General features: G+C 61.8%; 10 protein-coding genes and 1 pseudogene. 4 read left to right on the top strand and 7 right to left on the bottom strand.

Translation table 11 applies throughout. From position 1 onward, the window contains the following. Positions 1–94: 94 nt before the first annotated feature. From rpoC to VFO29_06200, 4 genes and pseudogenes are all read right to left on the bottom strand, one after another. Positions 95–3,622: pseudogene (gene rpoC / locus VFO29_06185) on the bottom strand (DNA-directed RNA polymerase subunit beta'). A gap of 178 nt (positions 3,623–3,800) precedes the next feature. Further along, complete coding sequence (locus VFO29_06190; protein HET9393086.1) at positions 3,801–4,121, bottom strand: STAS domain-containing protein; 321 nt, start codon at positions 4,119–4,121, stop codon at positions 3,801–3,803. A gap of 19 nt (positions 4,122–4,140) precedes the next feature. Beyond that, positions 4,141–5,712, bottom strand: a complete 1,572-nt coding sequence (locus VFO29_06195) for an MFS transporter (GenBank protein ID HET9393087.1) — start codon at positions 5,710–5,712, stop codon at positions 4,141–4,143. 13 nt (positions 5,713–5,725) lie between these two features. Then, complete coding sequence (locus tag VFO29_06200; GenBank protein ID HET9393088.1) at positions 5,726–5,986, bottom strand: hypothetical protein; 261 nt, start codon at positions 5,984–5,986, stop codon at positions 5,726–5,728. Between the two features lie 56 nt (positions 5,987–6,042). Between VFO29_06200 and VFO29_06205 the strand changes: the two genes are divergently transcribed. Beyond that, positions 6,043–7,050: a prepilin-type N-terminal cleavage/methylation domain-containing protein gene (locus VFO29_06205; GenBank protein HET9393089.1), complete on the top strand. Its 1,008-nt coding sequence runs from the start codon at positions 6,043–6,045 to the stop codon at positions 7,048–7,050. Here VFO29_06205 and VFO29_06210 read toward each other — a convergent pair. Next, on the bottom strand, positions 7,047–7,754 hold the full coding sequence (locus VFO29_06210) for an alpha/beta hydrolase (GenBank protein ID HET9393090.1): 708 nt from the start codon (positions 7,752–7,754) through the stop codon (positions 7,047–7,049). The genes VFO29_06205 and VFO29_06210 overlap by 4 nt on opposite strands. 123 nt (positions 7,755–7,877) lie before the next feature. On the opposite strand from VFO29_06210, the gene VFO29_06215 reads away from it, so the two are divergent. The 3 genes from VFO29_06215 to VFO29_06225 all read left to right on the top strand — a co-directional run bounded on the left by VFO29_06215 (position 7,878) and on the right by VFO29_06225 (position 9,090). After that, positions 7,878–8,324 (top strand): hypothetical protein, encoded by a 447-nt coding sequence (locus VFO29_06215; protein ID HET9393091.1) that lies wholly within the window; start codon positions 7,878–7,880, stop codon positions 8,322–8,324. Further along, positions 8,309–8,689 carry a hypothetical protein gene (locus tag VFO29_06220; protein HET9393092.1) on the top strand — a complete coding sequence of 127 codons (381 nt, stop codon included), beginning with the start codon at positions 8,309–8,311 and terminating at the stop codon, positions 8,687–8,689. The genes VFO29_06215 and VFO29_06220 overlap by 16 nt, the downstream gene beginning before the upstream one ends. Positions 8,690–8,889: 200 nt before the next feature. Further along, complete coding sequence (locus tag VFO29_06225; protein ID HET9393093.1) at positions 8,890–9,090, top strand: hypothetical protein; 201 nt, start codon at positions 8,890–8,892, stop codon at positions 9,088–9,090. Here the strand turns inward: VFO29_06225 and VFO29_06230 are convergent. Together VFO29_06230 and VFO29_06235 are read right to left on the bottom strand one after the other, a co-directional pair. Next, positions 9,078–9,269 (bottom strand): hypothetical protein, encoded by a 192-nt coding sequence (locus VFO29_06230; protein HET9393094.1) that lies wholly within the window; start codon positions 9,267–9,269, stop codon positions 9,078–9,080. The genes VFO29_06225 and VFO29_06230 overlap by 13 nt on opposite strands. An 89-nt stretch (positions 9,270–9,358) precedes the next feature. Continuing rightward, positions 9,359–9,563: hypothetical protein (locus VFO29_06235; GenBank protein ID HET9393095.1), on the bottom strand; the 205-nt coding region annotated here is incomplete at its 5' end.

Below are 9,563 nucleotides of genomic sequence, written 5' to 3' on the forward strand. Positions count from 1 at the left end.
CCGCGTCGTCCGCACTCATCGTATCGAAGACCGAGGCTTCGAACTGATTCTTCGGACGCCCGTCCGCATCCAGATCCTGGCCTTCCGGCTCGATCTGAATGTTGCGGTAACGCGACATGCCCGTGCCGGCCGGAATGAGTTTGCCGATGATGACATTCTCTTTCAAGCCCAGCAGCGGATCGTGTTTGCCCTTGATGGCCGCGTCGGTCAGCACGCGCGTCGTCTCTTGGAACGACGCCGCCGACAGGAACGATTCGGTTGCGAGCGAGGCTTTGGTGACGCCCAGCAGCACCGGATCTGCGACCGCTTTGTGGTCGCCCGAGCCCAGCCGTTCGTTCTGCTCCGCGAAGTTGGCGAATTCCACCAACTGCCCGGGCAGCATCTGCGTGTCGCCGCCGTCGCGCACTTTCACCTTGCGCAGCATCGAGCGAACGATCACTTCGATGTGCTTGTCGTTGATGTCCACGCCTTGCGAGCGGTAGACCTTCTGCACTTCTTCCACCAGATAATTTTGCAGCGCGGTCTCGCCTTTGATGCGCAGAATGTCGTGCGGGTTGAGCGATCCTTCGCTCAACTGATCGCCCACGGCAACCGTGTCGCCTTCATGCACGAGCAAGTGCATGCCGTGCGCGATGTCGTACTCGTGCTCCTCGCCGACTTCGTCCACGACGAAGACCACGCGGCGGTTCTTCTCCTCGCCGAGTTTGACTTTGCCGTTGTGCTCGGCAATCGTGCCTTGGCCCTTGGGTTTGCGCGCTTCAAAGATTTCTTCGACGCGCGGCAGACCCGTGATGATGTCTTCGGTCGCGACGCCGCCGGTGTGGAACGTGCGCAGCGTCAGCTGCGTGCCCGGTTCACCGATCGATTGCGCCGCGATGATGCCCACCGCTTCGCCGATGTCCACCTTCGTGCCGGTCGCCAAATTGCGGCCGTAGCACATCGAGCAGACGCCGTATTTGGCTTTGCACGTGAGCACCGAGCGGATCTTGACGGTCTTGATGCCCGCCTCCAGAATCGCCTTGACCTTCTCTTCGTCGATCTCGGCGTCGCGCTTGACGATCGTCGTGCGCTCTTCCTTAATATCCGCAGCCGCGCGGCGGCCGATGATGCGGTCGCCCAACGGCTCGATGATCTCTTTGCCGGCCGCGATGTCGGCGACGGTGATCCCGTTCGACGTTCCGCAGTCCTCCTCGCGAATGATGACGTCTTGCGCCACGTCCACCAAGCGCCGCGTGAGATAGCCGGAGTCAGCCGTGCGCAGGGCGGTGTCGGCCAGACCCTTGCGCGCGCCGTGCGTCGAGATGAAGTATTCCAGAACCGTCAGGCCTTCTTTGAGCGACGCCTTGACCGGGATCTCCAAAATGCGGCCCGACGGGTCGGACATGAGTCCGCGCATGCCGCCCAGCTGCTTAACCTGCGCGATCGAACCGCGCGCGCCCGAAGTCGCCATCATGAAGACCGGGTTCAGCGGGCTGAACGAACTCTGCATGGCGTCGCTGACGTCGTCGCTGGCGTTGGACCAAATGTCGATTGTCTTGTTGTACTGCTCATCGTGCGAGATGAAGCCTTGCTCGTACAAGCGGTGCAACTCGTCGACCTCGCCCTGCGCCTTGCCCAAGATTTCGTACTTGGCTTCGGGCAGAATAATGTCGCTAATCGAAACGGTCGTGCCCGACATCGTCGCGTAGTGGAAGCCGAGTTCTTTGATTGCATCCAAGAACTTGGCCGTCTCGGCGTTGCCGTACTTGCGATAGCAATCCGTAATCAGTTTCTTCAGCGCACCCTTGTCGAAGATGTTGTTGACGTACGGGTGGTTCCAGTTCTCCGGGAACGCGCTGTTAAAGATGATCCGGCCGACGGTCGTGCGGATGATTTCACCCCGCCAGCGGACGTTGATCCACTCCTGCAGCGCGACGTTCTTGGTTTCGTGCGCCATGATCGCTTCGTTGGCGTCCATGAACGAGAGCATGTGGCCGTTGGCGCTGGGCTCGCCGGCCTTGGCCTTCTTGCCCTTGCCGCTGCGGCCCGAGATGTTGTACTCGTGCTCCACTTTCGCATCGTAGTCGTCGGCGATCGCAGCCTTGGCCGGACCGACGTACTCGTCGCGATGGAACGTGAGGTAATACAGACCCAAGACCATGTCTTGCGTCGGAATCGAAACCGGGTTGCCGTATGCCGGCAACAAGATGTTGTTCGAAGAGAGCATCAGGATGCGCGCTTCGGCTTGTGCGCCCGCGGAGAGCGGCAAATGCACGGCCATCTGGTCGCCGTCGAAGTCCGCGTTGTACGGCGTGCAGACCAGCGGATGCAGATGAATGGCTTTGCCTTCCACCAGCACCGGCTCGAAGGCTTGAATGCCGAGGCGATGCAGCGTGGGGGCGCGGTTCAACAGAACCGGGTGCTCGCGAATCACTTCGTCGAGCACGTCCCAGACTTCAGGGCGCACGCGTTCGACCATCCGCTTGGCACTTTTAATGTTGTGCGCTTGGCCGCGATCGACCAGCTTCTTCATCACGAACGGCTTGAAGAGCTCGAGCGCCATCTCTTTGGGCAGGCCGCATTGGTGCAGCTTGAGCGACGGGCCGACCACGATGACCGAACGTCCCGAATAGTCAACGCGCTTGCCGAGCAAGTTCTGACGGAAACGCCCCTGCTTTCCTTTTAAGATGTCGGAAAGCGATTTCAGGGGCCGGTTGTTGGGCCCGGTGACGGGGCGGCCGCGGCGGCCGTTGTCGATGAGCGCGTCAACCGCCTCTTGCAGCATGCGCTTTTCGTTCTTGATGATGATCTCGGGCGCCGACAGTTCGAGCAGCCGCTTCAAACGGTTGTTGCGGTTGATGACGCGCCGGTAGAGATCGTTCAAGTCCGAGGTGGCAAAACGTCCGCCGTCGAGCTGCACCATCGGGCGCAGTTCCGGCGCGATCACCGGGACGGCCGAGAGGATCATCCACTCGGGCTTGTTGCCGCTGTTGAGAAATGCTTCAACGACCTCGAGGCGCTTGATGGCCTTGAGGCGCTTTTGTCCGGTCGTGGCCTGGAACTCGACGCGCAACTCTTCCTGGAGCTTGCGCAAGTTCAAGTCGCGCAACAGCTCGCGGATCGCTTCCGCGCCCATGCCGGCTTTAAAGGCGGTGCCGTACTTCTCGCGATGCTCGCGATACTTTTGCTCGGTCAGCACTTCGCGCTTCTGCAGCGGCGTGCTGCCGGGATCGATCACCACGTAGGCCGCGAAGTAGATCACCTTCTCGAGCTGGCGCGGCGACATGTCGAGCAGAATGCCGATGCGGCTGGGCACCCCCTTGAAGTACCAGATGTGGCTGACGGGCGTGGCCAACTCGATGTGGCCCATGCGCTCGCGGCGCACCTTCGCGCGCGTGATCTCGACGCCGCAGCGATCGCAGATCATGCCCTTGAAGCGGATACGCTTGTACTTGCCGCAGTGGCATTCCCAGTCTTTGGTGGGCCCGAAGATCTTCTCGCAGAACAGGCCGTCGCGCTCGGGTTTGAGCGTGCGGTAGTTGATCGTCTCGGGTTTCTTTACTTCACCAAACGACCACGCGCGGATCTGCTCCGGCGACGCGAGACCGATACGCATCGCATCGAAGTTGTTAACATCTATCAGGTTCAAGAACGGGTCTCCACCGCGCATCAGCCGGGCTTACGCAGGGAACGCATCTCACGTGGTCACGTAAGGCTTCCCACCGTCGCCGCTGGCCGCTCGAGGGCGCGGGCACAGACGGCTATTATACGGCTGTCGACCCTAGAGGGTCAAGGGCGAGGCGAGGAGGCGGGGACGGCCGCTATTCGGCCGAGGCGGCGGCCTGGGCGTCAGGGACGGAGTCGTACGTCGGAAAGGCCTGGTCCAGGCCGGAGATGCTGAACAAGCGGCGCACTTGGGGCGAGCCGATGACCAGCCGCGGGAGGGGCAGGTTCTTGGTCCGCCGCCGGTTCCGTAGCACTACCAGCTCCGCCAGGATGGTGCTGTCGGCATAGTTCACGCTCGCCAGGTCCAGAATGACCTCGCTCGGCGCGTCGCTTACCGGCCCGAGCAGACGCTCCAGTTCGTCGCGGCGGGCGATGTCCCAATCGCCCTCGAGCCTAACGACTCTGGGTTTCTCCACCATACTAAAAAGATATCACTCACGCGCTTGCTTGGCTGCTCCGAAACACAAATTTTGCAATTCCCGCGGCGGCCAGCGCCAGGCCGGCCGAGCTGAACATCACCCAGGCGAACGCATTGACGAAGGACGCATCCACGATACTGCGGACCACGGGCTGGTCGGACGCGGCGATATTGGCCGGCACGTAGCCGGTCAACAGGCGCGTGCGGTCGGCGGCCAGTTTCGCGCGGGTCGCCGGCGCCACCGTCGCGCGGGCTATCCGCGCATCGTAGCTTCTATAGAAGGCGGCGCTCAACACAAGGCCCAACGCGGCGACGGCGATCAAGCCGGCAGCGCGCGCTATGGCGTTATTTACCCCCGACGCGACGCCGGCGTGCTTGGTCTCCAGCGAGTTCATCACCGTGGCCGTCAGCGGCGCCACGAAGGTGACCGCGCCGATTCCGAGCACCACCGAAGCCGGGAAAAAGGACAGCCAATAGCTCCGTCCTTGCCCAGCGAGCGCGAAGAGCGCAAAACCCAAGGCCGCGATGATCGCCCCGCCGACCAGCATCGGCCCGGCGCCGAGTTTGGCTTGCAGCGCGCCGCTGTAGCGGGAAAAGAAAAACATAATCAGCGTCATCGGAAGCATCGCAGCGCCGGCTTCCGTCGGCGTGTAATGCTGGACGTTGATCAGATCGAACGGCACGAAGAACAAACTTCCGCCCAGCCCGGCGTACAGCAAAAACGTGTAAACGTTGGCGCCGGCAAAGCCGGGATACGTGAAGAACTTCAGCGGCATCATCGGCGAAGGCGAGCGCTTCTCGTAGACCACAAAGAGCACCAGCACGATTACGCCGGCGACTCCGATCGCAAGGTTTATCGTTTGATTCGTGCCGCTCTGCAGCTCGATCAGCGAATAGACGAGCGCGCCCAGCCCAAGCGTTGCCAGCGCGGCGCCGACAAAGTCAATGTGCTGCCCGGCGTCCTCGTCCCGGCTTTCGTGAATGTAGCGCAACGAGATGTAGATGACGAGCGCGGCGATCGGAACGTTCACCAGAAACACCCAACGCCAGGAAAAATGCTGCGCTATGACGCCGCCCAGCACGGGCCCGATCGCGCCGCTAATTGCGGAGAAGGCGGCCCACGTCCCGATCGCTTTGCCGCGCTGCGCCGGTTCGAACTGCGCGCTGATCAGCGCCAAGCTTTCAGGAACGAGCAACGCTGCGCCGACCCCTTGAATGCACCGCGCGATGACGAGCTGTTCCATAGTCCGCGCCAGCGCGCAAGCGATTGATGCGCCCGCAAACACGATAGTGCCCGCCACGAACATTTTCCGGCGGCCGTAGACGTCGCCGAGCGCGCCGCCAACCAAAATAAGCGCCGACAAAAACAGCGCGTAGCCTTCCACCACCCATTGCACGAATTGCGCATTCGCATGCAGCTCACGCTGCAGCACCGGCAAAATAACGTTGACGGCAGTGCCGTCCAGCAGCGCCATTCCCGAGCCGAGGATCGAGGCGGCGAGCACTAGCGTGCCCTTTGTGGGGCGAACCGCAGGCGGCGGACAATCTATGCCGATTCGCTCGCACGGGTTCTCAATGAACATTGACATACTTAGGGCATCTTCAACTCGCGCCGGAGCGCTTGCCATTCGGCGTTTCGAAGTCTTGCGCGCGAACCGCCAGGTACTCCAAGTTCTCATACATCGAATTGCTGGCGGAGGCGGCGCGGCGCAACAAAACGACCTCTTTCAGATGCAGCAAGCCGGCGAGCTGATTGGCGCCGTGGATGTGACGGAGTTGAATGAACGCCGCGGTCGCGGTCGCCGCGATCACCAGAAACGTGGCGATGGTAGCATAGGCGGTTAGATATTCCGCGCTCGGCATGGGCAACGCGTTCGCTCCGCGCCTTGCCGGGGCCCTCGCCGGGCACTTCCGCTTCCGTGAGCCGTAGCCAGCGCGGATTTACGCTGCTCGAAGTGATGGTGGCCCTCGCCGCGATGACGGCGCTCGCGTTCTTCTTACTGAACGCGACGGGCGGCGTGTTGCGCTGGAATGCCGCGCTCTCCGCCAGAGAACGCGCCGAGGCTGCCGGGGCCGCGCTGTCGGACCGGCTCGAAGCCGAGGAAGATTCGGCCTGGGCGATCTTCACGCCGCCGACCGACGTACTCGGTCAAAGCAATGCCGATCGCCACGAACTCGACTTCTTCACGCGCGACGCGCAAAGCCGCCCGTATTTTTGGGCGTACCGGTACGACGCGGCGGCACATGCGCTGCAACGGTATCTCTATGCGTCGCCGGGCGCGCAGCCGATCGCGGACGATCCGCCCATTACCGAAATAACGAGCTTCGCTGCGCAGACCTATCCGGTGACGGCGCTGCAAGACTCGACTTCGCCGCTGTACTCGGATCTCTATAAGAACGCGACGCTGCAGGCGGCGACTGTGCGCTTCGGCTATAGCGATCGGCCTTGGATCGCCGGCGGCAACCAAATCACCTACGTGCGCGTCGAGACACTGCAATCCGCGCGCGTTCTCGAACTCTCGACACAGACTGCGCCCAGTGGTTTTACGGTCGTGCTGCTCTACACACCGGCGCCGTCGCCAAGTCCAATCGTCATCGCCACGCTAAGCGCCCTCATCCAAACCGTAAAGGTCACAGGGTTTTGGCAAAATTGTCCTGGGCAGATCAGAGATTGTTCGAACGCGGAGTGGCCGCAGTATCACTGGACACAAACGACGACCCTTAACTCCTACCAAAGTACCGACGGCGGTTATACGTGGACGCTCGCGAACTCGAGCAGCCAAATTGATACCGGCATCAGCACGCCCACGGGCGGGGATCTTCCGTCGGTGAACTGTCCGCCCGATTCGAATGCGGATTACGTCTACGCTTGTGCGGACGGCTGGAAACCGTCGGCGCCGCCCGGAACGGCGGGCATGACCTTCTAGCGCGCTTCCGTTCGCTCCAGAAACGTGTCGAGCGCGCGCGTGAAGCGTTCGAAATCCGTGCGATGCGGGCTGTGGCCGTGCCCCTCGAAGACGCGCAACGCGACGTTGGGGCCGCCGCGTTCCTGAATGTATTTGAGATCTTCCAGCGCGACCAAACTCTCCGAACCCTCGCCGACTGCCAGAAACAGCGGCTTCGGATAGCTCTCGAGATCGCCGCGCAAGTCCCACTTCTGCGGCGGGTTCTCGTCGCGCAAGCGTTTGATGGCCGACTGCAGCGTCTTCTGCTTTTTTACCTCGCGCAAAATCGGGTTGTAGAATCCGTTGCCCATTTGCCGGATCATCGGATCGATCGCCACCACGCGCCGCACGTCGAAGCGCCGCCCGCCTAAGATCGAAATTGCGCCGCCCCACGAGTGTCCGATCACCGTGTCCACTTCATCGGGAATCGCGGCGATCACGTTGTGCAGATCCAAGAGCGACCGGTGCAGCGTCATCGAACCGCTGACGTCCGAATCTCCGTGACCTCGCTGATCGTACGCGTAGACTCGAGCTCGCGCGCCATAGTGCTCGGCGAGCGGCTCCCAGGCTTTGCGCGATCCGGTCATCCCGTGAATGGCTAACATGACGGGCCCTCGCTCTCCCCAGCGTTCAAGCGTCGTCTGCGCGCCGTCGTCGAGCGTCAAGCGTTCTTCGGTGTGAACCACGAGGGCCTGGAATTTGCGCTCAGCAGGCGAGCGCCTTCCTGTCCCTTCGATACCTCAGGGTCCTTCGATACCTCAGGATGACATCCCGATACCTCAGGATGACAAGTGGGAATAAGCAGCATTATGATGTTATGGAAGCGAGCAGTCGCCGGCACGACGATGGCGGCAATGTTGGCACTGGCAGTGCCGTCTCCCACGATGGCGGACGGTGCGGCCAGCACGCGCAACATTCTGTTAGGCGCCGGACTGGCAACCTATCTGATCATTCAGCACAACCGTAAGGTGCACGAACGGTACGCGGAAGACGCACGCCGTCAGGCCGAGTTGCAGTCCGAAAACTCGAACATGCAAGCGGCATACAACAGCGAGCGCTCCGCCTACAAGAACGCCCTGGCGGAGATCGTCGATCTCAAACGTGAAGTGGCGTATCAGCACTCGGTGATCGTCGGGCAGCGGCACCAGGTCGCTTCGCAAGCCTTTGTAACGCAGCCGCGCACCCGCGTGGAGGCGGCAAGCATGGGCCCGAGCCGTCAGGTAGCCATGACGTACTACGGATGGGGCACGATCTAGGCATGACGCGCACGCTTGCGTGCCTTGCTTTGGGCGCGGTCCTGGCGAGCTGCGGGGGCTCGCCGGCCGGCCAAGCGCAAAGCCAGGCCGATACGGTGACCAAGGCCGTCTACAACAACGACGCCGACGGCGCCCAACAGAACTTCGAGCCGGCCCTCAAGTCGAGCATCACGCGCGCTCAAGTGGGCATGCTCTCCGACAAGCTCCACAAGCTGGGGGACTACAAGGGACTCACCTACGTCAGCAACGACGCCCTCAAGAACGAATACACCTACCGCGCCGACTTCACCAACGGGTCTGCGCCCGTCGTCCTGCGCCTCGATGCGGAGGGGAAGATAGCCGCCTATCGTATCGGGCTGCAGTGAACCCAACCATCGTTTGGCTCATCTCCGCCGCGGGTATCGTGGTTACCATTCTCATGTACGCCGGGGGCATCGCCGAGTCGAACCGCCTCTCGTAGGTTTTGGTGTGCCCAATACTGGGCAAAGGCATCCGGATGGATGTCCCGGGCGGTCCTGATAGGGTCTGGCGGAGTATTAAAGAGCTCGCCAATAGCTATGCCCGTTTGCCGGCGCCGCCGACGCACGAGCAGATGGAGCACGATCTCCAGCGTATTATCCACGAGAATCTCGGGCGCGACATCGATCGGCGTCTCATTGCGTTTTACGTGCGCGAGCTGCAGCAGCTAAGCTCGGACGCCCGAGCCGAGCGATATACGCGTGGCGAGGTTGAGCCCGAGGGCAACGGCGCGACTCAGCGCAGATGATGGCTCTGGATAAAAAACCGTAGACTAAAGACCAGCACCCAAAACAGCCCCATAAACGCCAGCAAGAACACCGAAGGTAGAAAATCGCGCGGCCGCTCGCTAAAGCGAATGACGGGGCGCATGATGCGGCGTTCTTCTTCCTCTATTGTGGTAACGATGGCCGAGAGCGTCTCTTGCATTGGAAACCTCTTACCCCAATCGCGGCCATAAAAAAAGAAAGGGCCCGGGATTTCTCCCGGGCCCTGGTTACCAAGCAGCCGTCGTCTTGTTAGTAGATGAACTGCGTGGAGGGCGACGTCGCGATGTCCGCTTGTCCGCCGGCGCCGACAATGGTCGGCGTTTGCGACGTGTTGCCCGGAGGCGAAGCTTCGAACATCGGATAGTCGAAGGTGGCTGCGTAGATCCGGTACGTGTTGCCCGTGGCAATCGTCCGAGTCTGCGTCGCCGCATTGTTTTGACAACCCGTTCCAGCC

Origin of the sequence: Candidatus Rubrimentiphilum sp. (assembly GCA_035710515.1) — a bacterium.
In the GTDB taxonomy this organism is placed as follows: Bacteria; Vulcanimicrobiota; Vulcanimicrobiia; order Vulcanimicrobiales; family Vulcanimicrobiaceae; genus Rubrimentiphilum.

Coding starts and splice junctions, on each gene's coding strand:
- VFO29_06195 (HET9393087.1), bottom strand. CDS start 5,712: ATGTCAATGTTCATTGAGAACCCGTGCGAGCGAATCGGCATAGATTGT.
- VFO29_06200 (HET9393088.1), bottom strand. CDS start 5,986: ATGCCGAGCGCGGAATATCTAACCGCCTATGCTACCATCGCCACGTTT.
- VFO29_06215 (HET9393091.1), top strand. CDS start 7,878: ATGATGTTATGGAAGCGAGCAGTCGCCGGCACGACGATGGCGGCAATG.
- VFO29_06220 (HET9393092.1), top strand. CDS start 8,309: ATGGGGCACGATCTAGGCATGACGCGCACGCTTGCGTGCCTTGCTTTG.
- VFO29_06230 (HET9393094.1), bottom strand. CDS start 9,269: ATGCAAGAGACGCTCTCGGCCATCGTTACCACAATAGAGGAAGAAGAA.